The sequence below is a fragment of the Caballeronia arvi genome (assembly GCF_001544695.2).
In the GTDB taxonomy this organism is placed as follows: domain Bacteria; phylum Pseudomonadota; class Gammaproteobacteria; order Burkholderiales; family Burkholderiaceae; genus Caballeronia; species Caballeronia arvi.
On the sequence record NZ_FCOM02000242.1, the window covers coordinates 1 to 1,312 of the forward strand.

1 pseudogene is annotated in these 1,312 nt (G+C 65.7%); it reads left to right on the forward strand.

Annotated features, from left to right (window positions below):
- Positions 1 to 1,312, forward strand: a pseudogene (locus AWB74_RS46760) (hypothetical protein); the annotation flags it as partial.

Genomic DNA, 1,312 nt, shown 5'->3' on the forward strand with positions numbered 1-1,312 from the left:
CCGATGCCCGTCGAAGCCGACACCGACAGCGAGTTCATGCCCGTGGACAGCGAACCGATGCCCGTCGAAGCCGACACCGACAGCGAGCTCACACCCGTGGACAGCGAGCTCACACCCGTGGACAACGAACCGATGCTGGTCGAAGCCGAGGCCGACAGCGAGCTCACGCCCGTGGACAGGCTATTCATACCCGTGGACAGGCTGCTGAGGCCCGTGGAGGTCGACACCGACAGCGAGCTCACACCCGTGGACAGCGAACCCATGCCCGTGGACAGCGAACCGATGCCCGTCGAAGCCGACGCCGACAGCGAGTTCATGCCCGTGGACAGCGAACCGATGCCCGTCGAAGCCGAAGTCGACAGCGAGTTCATGCCCGTGGACAGCGAACCCATGCCCGTGGACAGGCTGCTGAGGCCCGTCGAGGTCGACGCCGACAGCGAGCTCACACCAGTCGACAGCGAGCTTACGCCCGTCGACAGCGAGTTCATGCCCGTGGACAGGCTGCTAATACCCGTCGAGGTCGACACCGACAGCGAGCTCACGCCCGTCGACAGCGAGTTCACGCCCGTGGAGAGCGAGCTCACGCCCGTGGAGAGCGAGTTCACGCCCGTGGAGAGCGAGCTCACGCCCGTGGAGAGCGAGTTCATGCCCGTGGACAGGCTGCTGAGGCCCGTCGAGGTCGACACCGACAAGCTGTTCAGCCCCGTCGACAGCGAGCTCACACCCGTGGACAGGCTGCTGATGCCCGTCGAAGTCGACACCGACAACGAGCTCACGCCCGTGGACAGCGAACTGAGGCCCGTGGAGGTCGAAGCCGACAGCGAGCTGATGCCCGTCGACGCCGAGGTCGACAGCGAGTTCATGCCCGTGGACAGGCTGCTCAGGCCCGTCGAGGTCGACACCGACAGCGAGTTCAGGCCCGTCGACAGCGAGCTCACGCCCGTGGACAACGAGTTCATGCCCGTGGACAGGCTGCTGAGGCCCGTCGAAGTCGACGTCGACAGCGAGTTCACACCGGTCGACAGCGAATTGATGCCCGTCGAAGCCGACGCCGACAAGCTGTTCATGCCCGTGGACAGCGAACCGATGCCCGTCGAAGCCGACACCGACAGCGAGTTCATGCCCGTGGACAGCGAACCGATGCCCGTCGAAGCCGACACTGACAGCGAGCTCACACCCGTGGACAGCGAGCTCACACCCGTGGACAACGAACCGATGCTGGTCGAAGCCGAGGCCGACAGCGAGCTCACGCCCGTGGACAACGAGTTCATGCCCGTGGACAGGCTGCTGAGGCCCGTCGAAGTCGACACCG